Raw genomic sequence first — 14,200 nt, forward strand, 5'->3', positions numbered from 1 at the left:
TCGCCGTTTCCGCGAGCGAGGAGTCGCCATGGATGCCGACCTGACCCGCCGTCAGCTCCTCCGCGGCAGCGCCGCCGGTGTCGGCCTTGCCGTCGCCGCCGGGCTCGGCAGCCCGGCCGCCGCCGCGCCCGTGGGCGAGTACGACGTTGTCGTCGTCGGTTCCGGTGCCGCGGGCATGACCGCCGCGCTGACCGCCGCCAAGCGGGGGCTCAGTGTCGTCGTCCTCGAAAAGGCTCCCACCTTCGGTGGTTCCGCGGCCCGGTCCGGGGCCGGCATCTGGATCCCCAATAACCAGGTGCTGCTCGCCGCCGGTGTACCCGACACACCCGCGAAGGCCGCCCAGTACCTGGCCGCCGTCGTCGGGCCGGATGTCCCGGCCGCGCGGCAGGAGGCCTTCCTGCGCCACGGCCCGGCCATGCTGTCGTTCGTCATGGCCAACAGCCCGCTGCGGTTCCGCTTCATGGCGGGCTACTCCGACTACTACCCGGAACTCCCGGGTGGGCTGCCGGGCGGCCGCTCGATCGAGCCGGACGTGCTCGACGGCCACCTGCTCGGCGCCGAGCTGGCCAACCTGAACCCGCCCTACCTCGCCACGCCGCCCGGGCTCGTCGTCTTCAGCGCCGACTACAAGTGGCTCAACCTCGCCCTGGTGAACGCCAAGGGCGCCGCCGTCGCCGCCGAGTGCCTCGCGCGCGGTACGGCCGCCGCGCTGGCCGGGCAGAAGCCGCTCACCATGGGGCAGTCGCTCGCCGCCGGGCTGCGCGCCGGCCTGCTGCGGGCGAACGTCCCGGTGCTGCTCAACACCCCGCTCGTCGACCTCAACGTCGAAGGCGGCGCCGTCACCGGCGTCGTCGTGCCGCAGGGGCTGGTGCGGGCGCGGCGCGGCGTGATCGTCGGCTCCGGCGGGTTCGAGCACAACGCCGCCATGCGCGCGCAGTACCAGCGGCAGCCGATCGGCACCGACTGGACCGTCGGCGCCAAGGAGAACACCGGCGACGGCCACCGCGCCGGGCAGCGCGCCGGCGCCGCCCTCGACCTGATGGACGACGCGTGGTGGGGCCCGGCCATCCCGGCCCCCGGCGACCCGTACTTCTGCCTGGCCGAACGGACCCTGCCCGGCGGGCTGATCGTGAACCAGGCCGGGCAGCGGTTCGTCAACGAAGCCGCGCCCTACAGCGACGTCGTGCACACCATGTACGACAAGAACCCGACGGCGCCCGACATCCCGGCCTGGCTGGTCGTCGACCAGAACTACCGCAACCGGTACCTGTTCCGCGACATCGCGCCGCTCCTGCCGTTCCCGGACGCCTGGTACGCTGCCGGGGCGGTCTTCAAGGCGTCGACCCTGCAGGGCCTCGCCACGCAGATCGGTGTCCCGGCGGCCACCCTGAAGTCCACTGTGGACCGCTTCAACGGGTTCGCACGATCCGGTGTGGACAGTGACTTCCGGCGCGGCGTGAGTGCGTACGACCACTACTACACGGACCCGTCGGTGACGCCGAACTCCTGCCTGGCGCCGCTGGCGAGCGCCCCGTACTACGCGCTGCGGCTCGTCCCCGGCGACCTCGGCACGAAGGGCGGCCTGCGCACCGACGCCCGGGCGCGGGTGCTCCGCCCGGACGGCTCGGTGATCCGCGGCCTGTACGCGGCGGGCAACGCGAGCGCGGCGGTGATGGGCCACAGCTACGCCGGCGCCGGGTCGACCATCGGCCCGGCGATGACGTTCGGCTACATCGCCGCGAACGACGTCTAGAACTCCTTCTCCACCAACGGAAGCACCTCGGTGCCGAGGAGCTCGATCGCGCGCATGACCTCGGCGTGCGGTACGCCGGACCAGTCCATCTGCATGGCGTACCGGTCGGCGCCGGTGAGCTTGCCGACGGCGATCAGGCGCTCGGCGATCTCCTGGGGGCTGCCGACGAACAGTGCGTTCGCGTCGCGGGTGTACTCGTCGTACTCCGCGCGCGTCGGAACGGCCCAGCCGCGGGCGCGGGCGCCGTACTTCATCGTTTCGAGCCAGTACGGGTAGAAGGTTTCCTTGGCGTCCTGGGACTTCTCGGCGATGAAGCCGATCGCGCCCATGGTGACGTGCAGGTCCGCCGGGTCCTGTTCACCGGCCTCGCCGGCCTGGCGGTAGAGGTCGACCAGCGGGGCGAAGCGCTCGGGCTGCCCGCCGATCACCGCGTACACCACCGGCAGGCCGAGCAGCCCGGCGCGGATCGACGACTCGGGGTTGCCGCCGGTGCCGACCGAGATGCGCAGGCGCCTGCCGTACGGGCGCGGCAGGATCCGCGCGTTCTCCAGCGGCGGGCGGAACCTGCCGGACCACGTCAGTGGGTCTTCGCGGTCGATGCGCAGGAGCAGGGCGAGCTTCTCCTCGAAGAGCTCGTCGTAGTCGCCGAGGTCGTTGCCGAACAGCGGGAACGACTCGGTGAACGACCCGCGCCCGGCGAGCAGCTCGGCGCGGCCGTGGCTGAGCTGGTCGAGCGTGGTGAACTGCTGGTAGACGCGGACCGGGTCCTCGGTGCTCAGCACGGTGACGGCGGAGCTGAGGGTGATCTGGCTGGTGACGCTCGCGGCGGCGGCCAGCACGGTGCCCGGGTTGGAGATCGCGTACTGGTCGAGGTGGTGCTCGCCGAGGCCGTAGAAGCCGAGGCCCAGCTCGTCGGCCAGCTTGATCCGCTCGAGCGTGTCGGCCAGCGTCCGCGCGACGCTGGGTTGTTCGCCGGTGTGCGGGTCCGGCGCGCGGTCGCCGAAGCTGTAGATGCCGAGTTTCATACAACGCTCAACTACCTGGGTGCCCGATTCGTTCCCCTCTTCACCCGAAGCGGGCCTGGATGGCCTCGAGGTTCTTCTCCGACAGCCGCAGCGCGGCGGCGCGCAGGCTCAGCCCGTCCAGCGTGGCGACCTCGAACATGCTGGTGACCAGGGCGCGCATCCGGGCGCGGACCTTGTCGAAGGCTTCCTCGGCGTCCGCGCCGACGTCGCCGAACAGCGTCCACCACCACCACGAGTTGGTCGCCGAGTTGGCGACGAAGTCCGGCACAACGCGGATGCCGCGGGCGTCGAGCAGTTCTTCGGCGTCCGGGGTGACCGGCAGGTTCGCGGCCTCGACGATCAGCTTGGCGCCGATCTTGGCCTGGTTGTCGGCGTCGACGCAGTAGGAGATGGCCGCCGGGACGAGGACCTCGGCCGGCACGTCGAGCCACGCTTCCGGCGGGAGGAGCTCGTCGCCGGGCTTGAGGTTGTCACGGTCGATGCCGCCGAAGCGGTCGCGGTGCCGGAGCAGGTTTTCGACGTCGAGGCCGTCCGGGTTGGCGACGACCCCGCGGACGTCCGAGACGCCGACGACGCGCAGCCCGGCGTCGGCGAGGAAGCGGGCGGTGGCGCCGCCCATCGCGCCGAAGCCCTGGAGCACGACCCGGTTCGGCCGCTTGTCGAGGCCGAGCATTTCGAGCCCGGTGAGCGTGGCCTGCGCGACGCCGAGGCCGCCGACCAGCTCGTCGAGCCCCAGGCCGCCGACCTCCATCCGGAGCGCGTCCGCGAGCCGGGCCGTGGCCTCTTCGCGGTCTTCGAGCAGCGGGTAGACGGCCTGGACGGGGCTGAGCAGGCCGATCTCGGCGATGACGCCGTCGATGACGTCCTGCCGCAGGCCCAGATCCTCGCCCATGGTCCAGTACTGCTCGATGAGCGGCCGCATGGCGTGCAGGTAGCGGGCGACGACGTCGCGGGCGCGCTCGTCGTAGGGGTCGAAGTCGATGCCGCCCTTGGCGCCGCCGAGCGGGATGTAGCGGCCGCCGGGGTCGTAGTTGAGGCCCTCTTTGAGCGTCATGCCCCTGGCCAGGCCGCGGACCTCGAACAGCGAGCAGCCGCGGCGCATGCGCAGGCCCCCGCTGGCCACGCCGCGCACGAGCCGGTCGATCACCAGGTACCCGCGGCACCCGGTGACGGGATCGGTCCACGCCACTTCGAGCAAGGCTGTTTCGGTCATCGCCCCTCCTGATCCCCCGGTCAACATCCGAGCTCGTACGCCATCGCCTGCTCGACCCACCGCGCGCAGTCCCCGGTGGTGACGGTGCCCTGCCGCGTGACGACCTGGACGGCCAGCCCGTCGAGCAGGGCGGTCAGCCGCCAGGCGGCGCCGTGCGGATCGGGGCACCGGAAGGTCCCGGCCCCGACACCCTCCGCGATCAGCGCGACCACGGCATCCCGCCACCGCAGGTCGAGTCGTTGAAGCACGGCCCGCAGGGCGGCGTCGCGCATGGCCGCGGCCCCGGCTTCGATCCACAGCTGCCAGTTGTCGTGCTTGCTGGGCCCGTACAGGGCGAGGACGGCGCGAAGTCGTGTTTCGGCGGGCCCGCTTTTGCCGAGCGCGTCGTTCAGCTTGGCCAGTTCGTGTTCGGCGGCCTGCCGGAAGGCTTCGATGACGAGCGTTTCGAGGGTCCCGAAGTGGTAGAAGATCAGCGCGGTGCTGACATCGAGTGAGTGGGCGACGTCGGCGGCCCGCACGCCGGCGATGCCCCGAAGGCGGATTTGCGCGAGGGCGGCCCGCACGATTTCCTCCCGCCGCACGGCAACCGCCTTCCGCATCATGCGGTCACCGTACCGAGGGTCCGGGGTCGGCGGGAGGCGCCGAATGTGGGTTCCTCGGCCTGTGCGGACAGTCAGGACCGCAGGTGAGAGGGGTGCGGAGCGGGATTCCGTGGTGGGCTTGGGCGAGTGATCGGCGGCGGTGGTGGGTAATCGGCGGTTCGCGTGCTCGGGCGGGGCCGGTGGCATGGGCTGCGGCGGCGCTCGGCAGCGGTGCCCCATGGTGTCAAGCGGGAGCCGGTTCGGGGTGGCGCCGGCCAGTTCGACGCGGGTCGGCCCGTTCGGTGGGAGCGCGAGCAGCGTCGATCAGAGGGTGCTCTTTCGACGGATTCGCCACTGCGCGGCCTCACGGTAGTACTGGGCCGACTCGGGCAGGCAAGCCAGCACGGCGCCCCCCACGAACAGGCCCGTGCCGATCAAGGAGTAGGACGCCGCCTGGCCGACCGCCTCGTCGTCCACGTGCTTGAGAGCCCCTGGCAGCCACGAAAGAGTCTGCAGGGCCAGCACGGCCAGCGACGTCACCCGAGCCGCGTTGAAGCGAATCGCCAGCAGCGAACTCAGCAAGGCCACCGACGTCAATCCTGTTGTCCCCGCGACAGCCTGCTCGGTCATCCCGAACAGGAAAGCCGCCAGCGGCAGCACGACCAGGGCGGCGACCAGCACCGGAGGCCGCTGCGGAGCCGATTCCATCATGCAGCCAGCGTGGCGGGCCTCGTGCGGGACCGGTCCCCGTCGCACCACACCGACACGCCGGACCTCGCCGCGGATCCGGGAGGCGGCGGAGGTGTGGCGGCGGGATCCGGGATGGCAGGCCCGGTGCGGGCAGCCGGGCAGCCGGGTTGATGGGCGGAGGGGAACGGTCTCGCTGGTGGGACAAGGCCGTGGCCAGGGGGGCCGGAGGGCGCGCCTCGCTTGGCGGACGCGGCCGAGGGCCAAGCGGACCGGGCGGCCGTTCGTCGGCGCTGACCGGGAAAGCCCGGTGAACGACGTCGTGCCGTCGGGAGCTGAGGGCGTGCGTGCGGGAGTGGCGGGGGGCGCCCCCCCCCCCCCCCCCCCCCCCCCGGCCCCCCCCCCCCCCCCCCCCCCCCCCCACTCCCGGTGCCCCCGCTCAGGCGGTCCACAGTGGATTGCGGCCCAGGTACCGGAGCAGCGTGGCCACTGCGTCGTCTTCGGGGGAAGCCTCCAGGGCCGGCGCATACGCGAAGCCGCGCAGGGGCTCGGCCAGCCGGCGCGCTACCGGGAGGAGCTGCTCGGCCAGCTTCGGGGTCAGCGGGGACTTCTGGCCCGTGGCCACCGCGATGTCCCAGGCGTGGACCGCCGCGTCGAGGGCTGCCGCTCCGGCCGCCACCTCTGCCGGGAGGGCTCCCTGCGGCAGGGGCGTGGGGACCTCCGTCGCGTTCGCCGGCACCGTGGCGAAGGCCGCCGCTGCTGCGGCCAGCGTCGGCTCCAGGAACTCCGACGGTGAGCCCGTCAGAGAGCCCGAGGGGGCGAACGGGTTGAAATCCGGGCCGCCCGATCCGGTGATCGCCGCCGCGTAGCCGAGCTGGTCGCCTGCCGCGTGCTGGAGGACCTGGGTGACGTTCCACTCCGAGCACGGGGTCGGAGCCGACCAGTCCGTGACCCCCGGCAGCACCGAACGCAGGGCCTCGTGGGCCGCGGTGAGGACCGGCCGGCCGCTCGTCAGGCCGGCGAAGAACCTGCGGATGTCGCCCACCAGGACCTCCGTGGCCTCGTGGGCCGCGTAGTGGCCCGCCGCGTCGCCGGGGCCGCCCGAACTCGCCGTGACGTCGTAGGTGTTCCAGCTGACGATGTTCGCGTGGTCGCGCTCGGCGAAGCGGCGGATCGACTGGAAGTCGCCCGAGAACATCGCCAGGGCCGTCGGGACCGTTGTCGGGCCCTCCGGCTGCGCCGGCGCGTGCGCGTTTTCGTAGTAGAAGCGGATCGACGAGCCCGCCGTGCGGGTCAGCCAGTACAGCGCCACGTTCGCCAGCACGAACTCCGGGTCGAGGTGCTCGCCGAACAGCTGGGCGTTCCACGCCAGCAGCCCCAGCGGCGAGTCGGCGAGCGCGAACGCCAGCGTGTGCGGCTGCTGGCTCTGCAGCGTGTTGAAGGAGAACATGTTCTCGTAGAACCACTGCAGGTGCGCGAGCGCGGCCTGGTCGGCTTCGCTCAGGTCCGCCATCTCGGCCGGGTCGCCGGACGGGAACGAGAACAGCTGCGTGACGTGCACCCCGACGACCTTCTCCGGCGCGAGCCTGCCGACCTCCGGCGAGATCATCGACCCGCCGTCGTTGCCCACCGCGCCGTACTTCTCGTAACCCAGCCGGCTCATCAGCTCCGTCCACGCCGCCGCCGTGCGGTGCGTGCCCCAGCCCGCCGAGCGGGTCGGGCCCGAGAAGCCGAAGCCCGGCACGGACGGGATGACCAGGTGGAACGCCGGCTCGGCCGCCGACGCCGGCTCGGTCAGCGGGGCGATCACGTCGAGGTACTCGACGATCGAGCCGGGCCAGCCGTGGGTCAGCACCAGCGGCGTCGCGTCCGGCCGCGACGAGCGGACGTGCAGGAAGTGGATGGTCTCGCCGTCGATCTCCGTGAGGAACTGCGGGTACGCGTTGAGCCGCGCCTCGAACGCCCGCCAGTCGAACTTCTCCAGCCAGTACTCGGCCAGGCCGCGGACCCGCTCGTTCGTGACGCCGTACTCGGCGGGCAGGTCGTCCGGCCACAGCGCCCCACGCAGGCGGTTCTGCAGGTCGTCCAGGGCGGACTGCGGGATCTCGGCGCGGAACGGGCGGAGGGCGGGGACCGTCATGGTGAACTCCTCGACAGGCTGGAACGGAATGCTTCGTTCCGAACTGTAGCAGACCGGAACGATCCGTTCCAGTGCTAATCTCGGCGCATGAGTGAGACAGAGACCGCCCTGCCCGGTCGCCGTGGTCAGGCCGCCCGCAACAACATCCTCATCCTCGACGCCGCCCGCCACGTCTTCCTCGGGGATCCGAAGGCGCCGATCTCGCAGGTCGCCGAACGCGCGGGCGTCGGCATCAGCGCGCTCTACCGCCGGTACCCGAGCAAGGAGGTCCTGCTCCGCCACATCTGCCACGACGGGCTCCTGCTCTACATCGGCGAAGCCGAGGTCGCCGCGGAGGAGCCGGACGGCTGGACGGCGCTGACCGGGTTCCTCGCCCGGGTCGTCGAGCACGACGTGCACTCCCTGACCGTCCACCTCGCCGGCACGTTCACCCCGACCCCCGAGATGGGCCAGGACGCGCGCCGCGCGGGCGAACTGACGAAGCAACTGGTCGAGCGCGCGCACGCGTCCGGGCGGCTGCGCCCGGACGTCGTCGCCGAAGACATCGGCATGATCCTCGAGTGCTGTGCCGCCATCCGCGTCGACGACGACCCGGACCGCACGCTGGAGCTGCGCAACCGGTACCTCGCCCTGCTCGTCGAGGGGTTGTCGGCGAAAGGGCCGGATCTGCCGGGCCCGCCGCCGCGCCCGGGTGAGATGAACGGCCGCTGGCGTCCGTCCTGACGGCCGTGCCGCGACGCGTCCGGATGGCGGTAACGAATTCCGGGAGTGCGACGACTGATCAGCGTCGGCTGTCCAGAAAAGACTCCAATGCACCATCTGTCAGAGCGGCATTCCCCGGACCGGAACAGCGAGATGACGACTATGCAAAGAAGCTGGCGACGGACCACGATCCTGTCCTCGGTGGCCGCACTGGCCACGGCGTTCCTCGCAATCGCCCCCGCCGCGCAGGCGGCCACGCCCAGCAGTTCCGTCGAAGTCAGTCCCACCACGGTACTTCCGGGACAGACATTCACGGTCACGCAAACCATTCACAACGACCGCGATTTCACGGTGACTTTCGCGAAGGGCGCCATTTACGGCACGCCGACCGCGATCACCGACGTCGTCGACGTCGTGTCCTGCACCAACACGACGGCGGTCGGCTGCTTCCAGGCCGGGAGCAGCTACCGCGCCGCCTTCGGCGATCTCGAAGCGGGCGGCACGAAGACCACCGTGTGGACCTTGCGCGTCAAGGACACCGCGGCACCCGGGTCGTTCACGCTGCAGCACCAGTTCGTCGGTGACAACTACGCCTTCGAGACCTTCGACGGCCCGGTCGTCACCATCGCCGAGCCGGCCACGCAGGCCGACGTGAAGGTCGCGCTGGGCGCCACCGGGCACGGCGGGCTGAACGCGCGCATCGACTACACCCTCACCGTGACGAACACCGGCCCGTCCGCGGCGACCGGAATCCGGGTCGTGGCCACGTATCCGGCCGGTCTGTCGTTCGCCAGCGGCAACGGCTGCGTGCGCGTCGGCACCACCCGGACCGTGAACTGCGACGTCGCTTCCCTGGCCAGCGGTGCTTCGGCGACGCCGAAGTTCTCGGTCAACGGCGGCCTGCTCGCGCTCGGTTCGTACACCACGACGGCGGTGCGGACGGCGAGCTCGCCGGCGGATCCCAATGCCGCCAACGACAGTGCGTCGAAGACGTGCTCGGCGCTCACCGGGCTCATCGTGAGCTGCTGAACCTGCTGAGCGAAAGCGAACCGGGCCCGTGTCCGCTGTTGGGACACGGGCCCGGTTTCAGCCGGTCACCGACGCGTACAACTTGGCGATGTCGTCGTCGAAATACGCGCTGTAGGAAACGTCCGGGCTGTCGCCGCCGAGCTGGTAACCGCCGATCACGCCGATGACCGCGCCGTCGGTCACCCACGGTCCGCCGCTGGTTCCGTCCGGAAAACCGGGGCACGCCACCCGCAGCTGATAGGTGTCCGCCCGCGTGGTGTTCCCGTCGCAAACCACCGGGGAATCGCTGGTGTCGGGGTAGCCCGTGAGGGTGATCCGGTGCACGAAACCGCGATTCGTGCCGAGCACGTTCGCGCCGGTGAGGCTTTCCAGCGAAGCCGGGTTTCCGGCTTGCCGGACGGTCAGGAACGCGAAATCCAGGTCCGGGTCCGCCGAAGCCGTCCAGCCGTCGGCGACGGCCACCGAAGTCACCGGCCACATCCCGAGCGGCGCGACGCCGTCGTGGTAGCCCGGGGCGAAGGACATGCCGTCCCGGACGCAGTGCGCGGCGGTCAGGACGAGGTCGCCGGCACCCGAGTGCACGACACTGGCCGTGCAGAAGTGGCTTCCGTTCGCGAACAGCGCCCCCACCGGGGAAGCGGCGGGCTTCCCCGGAACCGGCGGCGTGGTGACCGGTGCCGGCGCGCCCGCGGCGTAGGCGTCGTCGGCGGTCGTGCCGGTGCCGACGACCAGGCCGGTCGCCAGCACGAGCAACGCGGCCGCCGCCGTCAGCGCGGTGCCGGGGAACTTGATCGCCACCACTCCAGACCACCACAGCGCCGCCGTGTCCGCAGCGTTCGGAGCCCGATGCACAGCGACCTCATAGCGGCCGCACAGCGCCGCACAGCAGTGCCGCGCGGCGGAAGGCCGTTAGCCTCGGGACCATGACGGCATCGGTCACCTCGCCCGACGGGACGGTCATCGGCTTCGAGACCCTCGGCGACGGGCCGCCGATGGTCCTCGTGCACGGCACCGGCGCGGACCACACGCGCTGGACGGCGGTCCGCGACCGGCTCGCCCGGCGCTACCGCCTGCACGTCGTCGACCGCCGTGGCCGCGGCCTCAGCCGCGCCGAAGCACCCGCCTACGACATCCGGCGCGAAGGCGAGGACATCGCCGCCGTCGCCGAAGCCGCCGGCGGAGACGTCTACCTCGTCGCGCACTCCTACGGCGCCTTGTGCGCGCTGGAAGCCGTCCGGCGCACGAAGGCGGTCAGCCGGCTGGTCGCGTACGAGCCACCGCGGCCGGAACCGGGCGGATCCGTGGTCGGCCTGGATGCGCGCAGCCGCATGCGGGCCGCGGAAGACCCGGAGAAGATCCTCGAAATCTTCCTGCAGGAGGCGCTCCGGCTCCCGCCCGCCGACGTCGAGGCCATGCGCGGCACGCCGGTCTGGCGCGCCCGGGTGGCCGCGGCGCCCACGATCCCGCGCGAACTCGACGTGGTCGAGGGCATGGTGTTCGACGAGCGGCTCGGCGAAATCGCCATCCCCGTCCGGCTGTTCGCCGGCACCGAGAGCCCGGCCTACCTCCGGCTCGCGGCGCAGGCGGTCGCGGAGCGGATTCCCGGTGCCGACGTCGTGCCGATGCGCGGGCAGGCGCACCAGGCCATGGACTTCGACCCCGACCAGTTCACCGAGGCGGTGTTCGCGTTCGGTCCGGGGTGAGGCCCCGGCCGCCACTTCGGTCCGGTTTGCCGGTCCCGGCCCCGGTCAGGGGGTCGGCGCCGGAGTTCGAGCCGCCTAGCTGAGGTTCTTGGGGAGCAGGGTGGTCGCCGGGTCGGGGGCGGCGACCGCCTTGGGCCGCCGGTCGCGGAACAGCCAGCCGCCGACGATGCCGCCGACGAAGCCGAACAGGTGGCCCTGCCAGCTGACCCCTTCCTCGGTCGGCAGCAGGGACGTGAACTGGTAGGCGAAGCACAACGCCATCACCAGCCCGATCACGATGTCGATCAGGTGCCGGTCGAACAGGCCGCGCACGATGACGTAGCCGAAGTAGCCGAAGACCAGGCCGCTGGCACCGACGGTGACGGAGTGCGACGGCGAGATGAACCAGACGCCGAGGCCGCTGGCGATGATGATCAGCAGGCTGACGCCGAGCCACTTCTTCACCCCGCGGTAGGCGGCGAGGAAGCCGAAGATGAACAGCGGTCCCGAGTTGCCTTCGATGTGGCCCCAGCTGAAGTGCAGGAACGGGGAGCTGAGGATTTCCGGCAGCGACGTCGGATCGCGCGCTTCGATGCCGTACTCCCGGCTCAGGTCGTAGCCGCTCGGCGCGTTGACGAGCTGCACCAGCCACAGCACGGCCAGCAGGCCGACCATCACCCACAGGGCTCGCTTGGCCTCGGCGATCATCGCCTCGGCGTCGCTGCGTGCCGGTTCCTCGCCCATTTCGTCCCCCCTGATCGGTTTGCGCGCCCGAGGATAACTGGCGCGGGCCCCGGACGCGGCTTTTCGGACCCAGCCGTGACCTGGCAGGGTTGGTGACATGACGTCACACCGCCCGGAGATGGTCTTCCGGGGCCGTCGCATGCCCGGCGACCGCGCCCTGGTCATGGCCATCGTCAACCGCACCCCGGACTCGTTCTACGACAAGGGCGCGACGTTCGCCGACACCGCGGCGATCGAAGCGGTGGATCGCGCGGTCGCCGCGGGCGCCGACATCGTCGACATCGGCGGGGTGAAAGCGGGCGAGGGCCCCGAGGTCGACGTCGACGAGGAGAGCAGGCGGGTGGTCCCGTTCGTGACGGAGGTGCGCCGCCGCCACCCGGAGCTGGTGATCAGCGTCGACACGTGGCGCCACGAGGTCGGCCGCCAGGTCTGCGAAGCGGGCGCGGACTTGTTGAACGACACCTGGGCGGGCGCGGACCCGAAGCTGGTGGAGGTGGCCGCGGAGTTCGGCGCGGGCTACGTGTGTTCCCACGTCGGAGGCATGCCGGTCCGCACGGACCCGTACCCGGCCCCAACCCCGGAGCGGCCATTTTGGCCGCGGTACGAGGACGTGGTGGCGGACGTGGTGGCGGAGCTGACGGCGGCGGCTTCACGGACCGTAGCAGCGGGGGTCCCCCGCAGCGGCGTCCTGGTCGACCCGACGTTCGACTTCGGCAAGAGCACCCGCCACGGACTGGAGCTGTTGCGGAACTTCGACCGCCTGGTGGAAACGGGCTGGCCGGTACTGGTGGCACTGTCGAACAAGGACCTGATCGGCGAGACACTGGACGTGGAAGCCCACGACCGCCTGGCAGGAACATTGGCGGCCACGGCAATAGCGGCGCACGCAGGAGCAGCGGTCTTCAGGGCGCACAACGTCAGGGAGACGAGGGAAGCGGTGGAGGCGGTAGCGGCGCTCCAGTAAAAGGAGCGGGGTGGTCATCCCGTCGCCTGAGGCCGTGAAATCACTTTGAGCCGGGCCCGCAACACACAGATCAACGTGAGGGGACGACGCAGGCTTGCGGGCCCGGCTCAAAGTGATAGGCCTCGTTCAGGCGACGGGATGACCACCCAGCGGCCCACCTCAGGAACGTGAGGGGACAGCGGGACGGGTGGTCATCCCGGAGCCTGCCCGTCCGGCGAGGACAATCTTTTTTGCCGCGGCAGGCTTCTGCCGCGGCTGGGCTGCGGGTCCGACCTCCCCCGCCCCTCCGTTCGGATTGTCAGTCGCCGCCCGGGTTTGTCAAGGCGGGAAAGCGTGCCTTGACAAACCCGGTCGTCGACTGAAGAGAAGGCTGGGATGAGGGGCGGGGGAGGTCTGGTGACGTCGTTGGCCGGCTTGCGTTGCCGGCCGCCGGTCCGCGTCGTCGCCTTGTGGCCGGCTTGCGTTGCCGGTCGCCGGTTTTTCGCTACGCCCTGAGCCTCCAGAGGGACGTCACTTCCTTGGCCCTGGCCCGGTGCAGTGGATCATTCGGGTCGAGGGCGCGCGGGTGTCGTGCCGGTGTCTCCGTCCGGTCCGCTACCCGCAGCCCCGCCGCTGCGATCCAGCCCAGTAACTCCTCGCGCCTGCGCAGCCCCAGGTGCTCCGCGAGGTCCGACAGCACCAGCCATGCCTCACCATCCGGCGTCAGGTGTCGCCGCGCCCGGTCCAGGAACCCTCTCACCATGCGGCTGCCCGGGTCGTAGACCGCGTGGTCCAGCGGCCCCCGTGGCCGGCCCGGCAACCACGGGGGGTTCGCCACCACCAAGGGGGCCCGGCCGCGGGGGAACAGGTCCGCCTCCACCACCTGGACGCGGTCGGCGAAACCCAGCCTGGCCAGGTTCGAGGCCGCGCACGTGATCGCCCGGGGTGAGGTGTCCGTTGCCACCACACGCCGGACCCCGCGGTGGGCCAGGACTGCCGCGAGCACGCCTGTTCCGGTGCCGATGTCGAACGCCAGCTCCGTGCTCGGCAACGGTGCCTCTGCCACCAGATCGACATACTCCTGACGCACCGGGGCGAAAACTCCGTAGTGCGGGTGGATCCGGGCACCGAGTGCCGGGACCGCGATACCTCTGCGGCGCCACTCCGCCGCCCCGATGACTCCGAGCAGCTCACGCAACGGCACCGCCGCCGGTTCGCGCAGTGGGCCGTAAACCTGAAGACACGCCGCCGACACGTCCGGTGCCCGGCGCAGGGGGATCACGTGGCCGGGATCGAGGGGTACGTACAGCAGGGACAGCAGCCGCGCGCGGTGGGCGCGGTTCGCGCGGTAACTCGGGTAATCGTCCGGTGGGGGTTGGGGGATGCGCCTGCTCACGGCCGCGAGCAGGCGTCGCGCAGCCGGGTAGTCGCCGTGCCAGAGCAGGGCTGCTCCGCCTTGCATCGTGCGCAGGGCCGCGGCCGCGGACAGGCCGTCGGTGGCGGCCACCGCGTGTCGCGTGGGTGGGGAAAAGAGCCGGCGAGGGGGCTCGCCGGGCAGGACTAATTGAGCCACGGGAAAGGGGTTTCCGTTCTTGCTGCGGGCACGGCGAAGCACCCGCGAGAGTGCGGGGTGTGCGGAGTTCCGGAGCGGGAACTAGCTCAGGACGGCAGCATGAACGGGATGCGTCACCCTTCGACTCT

Annotated in this window: 13 protein-coding genes; 5 read left to right on the top strand and 8 right to left on the bottom strand. The window is 71.5% G+C overall.

All coding sequences use genetic code 11. From position 1 onward, the window contains the following. Positions 1 to 28 precede the first annotated feature (28 nt). Positions 29 to 1,753 carry a 3-oxosteroid 1-dehydrogenase gene (gene kstD / locus I4Q55_RS25945; RefSeq protein WP_206791212.1) on the top strand — a complete coding sequence of 575 codons (1,725 nt, stop codon included), beginning with the start codon at positions 29 to 31 and terminating at the stop codon, positions 1,751 to 1,753. On the opposite strand, the gene I4Q55_RS25950 is transcribed toward kstD, so the two are convergent. The 5 genes from I4Q55_RS25950 to I4Q55_RS25970 all read right to left on the bottom strand — a co-directional run bounded on the left by I4Q55_RS25950 (position 1,750) and on the right by I4Q55_RS25970 (position 7,399). After that, the gene (locus tag I4Q55_RS25950) at positions 1,750 to 2,778 is read right to left on the bottom strand and encodes an LLM class flavin-dependent oxidoreductase (protein ID WP_206791213.1); all 1,029 of its coding nucleotides are present in this window, start codon (positions 2,776 to 2,778) and stop codon (positions 1,750 to 1,752) included. The two genes, kstD and I4Q55_RS25950, sit on opposite strands and share 4 nt — an antisense overlap. Positions 2,779 to 2,818: 40 nt before the next feature. After that, positions 2,819 to 3,991 (bottom strand): Glu/Leu/Phe/Val dehydrogenase dimerization domain-containing protein, encoded by a 1,173-nt coding sequence (locus I4Q55_RS25955; protein WP_206791214.1) that lies wholly within the window; start codon positions 3,989 to 3,991, stop codon positions 2,819 to 2,821. Between the two features lie 20 nt (positions 3,992 to 4,011). Next, entirely contained in the window at positions 4,012 to 4,593 is a 582-nt protein-coding gene (locus I4Q55_RS25960) for a TetR/AcrR family transcriptional regulator (protein ID WP_206791215.1), read from the bottom strand. Positions 4,594 to 4,896: 303 nt separating this feature from the next. Further along, entirely contained in the window at positions 4,897 to 5,283 is a 387-nt protein-coding gene (locus I4Q55_RS25965) for a hypothetical protein (protein ID WP_206791216.1), read from the bottom strand. Positions 5,284 to 5,698: 415 nt separating this feature from the next. Further along, positions 5,699 to 7,399 (bottom strand): TIGR03086 family metal-binding protein, encoded by a 1,701-nt coding sequence (locus I4Q55_RS25970; protein WP_206791217.1) that lies wholly within the window; start codon positions 7,397 to 7,399, stop codon positions 5,699 to 5,701. Positions 7,400 to 7,486: 87 nt separating this feature from the next. Between I4Q55_RS25970 and I4Q55_RS25975 the strand changes: the two genes are divergently transcribed. Then, the gene (locus I4Q55_RS25975) at positions 7,487 to 8,122 is read left to right on the top strand and encodes a TetR/AcrR family transcriptional regulator (protein ID WP_206791218.1); all 636 of its coding nucleotides are present in this window, start codon (positions 7,487 to 7,489) and stop codon (positions 8,120 to 8,122) included. Between the two features lie 180 nt (positions 8,123 to 8,302). Beyond that, positions 8,303 to 9,130, top strand: coding sequence for a DUF11 domain-containing protein (locus tag I4Q55_RS25980; protein ID WP_206791221.1), 828 nt, complete (start codon positions 8,303 to 8,305; stop codon positions 9,128 to 9,130). Positions 9,131 to 9,187: 57 nt separating this feature from the next. On the opposite strand, the gene I4Q55_RS25985 is transcribed toward I4Q55_RS25980, so the two are convergent. Then, positions 9,188 to 9,931, bottom strand: a complete 744-nt coding sequence (locus I4Q55_RS25985) for a serine protease (RefSeq protein WP_206791223.1) — start codon at positions 9,929 to 9,931, stop codon at positions 9,188 to 9,190. Between the two features lie 122 nt (positions 9,932 to 10,053). Between I4Q55_RS25985 and I4Q55_RS25990 the strand changes: the two genes are divergently transcribed. After that, a complete protein-coding gene (locus tag I4Q55_RS25990; protein WP_206791225.1) occupies positions 10,054 to 10,833 on the top strand; it encodes an alpha/beta fold hydrolase in 780 nt (259 codons plus the stop codon). Positions 10,834 to 10,908: 75 nt separating this feature from the next. On the opposite strand, the gene I4Q55_RS25995 is transcribed toward I4Q55_RS25990, so the two are convergent. After that, positions 10,909 to 11,556, bottom strand: a complete 648-nt coding sequence (locus I4Q55_RS25995) for a rhomboid family intramembrane serine protease (RefSeq protein ID WP_206791227.1) — start codon at positions 11,554 to 11,556, stop codon at positions 10,909 to 10,911. Between the two features lie 97 nt (positions 11,557 to 11,653). On the opposite strand from I4Q55_RS25995, the gene folP reads away from it, so the two are divergent. After that, on the top strand, positions 11,654 to 12,520 hold the full coding sequence (gene folP / locus I4Q55_RS26000; protein WP_206791229.1) for a dihydropteroate synthase: 867 nt from the start codon (positions 11,654 to 11,656) through the stop codon (positions 12,518 to 12,520). Between the two features lie 484 nt (positions 12,521 to 13,004). Here folP and I4Q55_RS26005 read toward each other — a convergent pair whose 3' ends face one another. Next, positions 13,005 to 14,072 carry a methyltransferase gene (locus I4Q55_RS26005; protein WP_374194490.1) on the bottom strand — a complete coding sequence of 356 codons (1,068 nt, stop codon included), beginning with the start codon at positions 14,070 to 14,072 and terminating at the stop codon, positions 13,005 to 13,007. Positions 14,073 to 14,200 lie beyond the last annotated feature (128 nt).

The sequence above is a fragment of the Amycolatopsis sp. MtRt-6 genome, assembly GCF_017308975.1.
Lineage (GTDB): Bacteria > Actinomycetota > Actinomycetes > Mycobacteriales > Pseudonocardiaceae > Amycolatopsis.